The 247-nt window shown below is 65.2% G+C and carries 1 protein-coding gene; it reads right to left on the reverse strand.

What is annotated here, in order from left to right:
* Positions 1-247: LysR substrate-binding domain-containing protein (locus tag ACZ2XM_RS15650; protein ID WP_490619038.1), on the reverse strand; the 247-nt coding region annotated here is incomplete at both ends.

Below are 247 nucleotides of genomic sequence, written 5' to 3' on the forward strand. Positions count from 1 at the left end.
GTGTATTCGGCCGGCGCCTGCTGGCGCACGTAGTAGACGCCGACGTCGAATTCCGCGGGCGACATCGATGCCAGGCCGTCGCGCACAATCAGGCGCAGCTTGATGTTGGGACAGGTGGCGCGAAAGTCCGGTAGCCGCGGCGTGAGCCACAGCAGCGCGACGCCGGACGAGCACGCGATCGTCAGTTCGAGATCGCCGTATGGTTTCATGACGTCGTGCGTGGCTTCCGCGCATTGCACGAGCAGAC

This window comes from Psychrobacter sp. CoH-33_TS_01 (assembly GCF_058189395.1).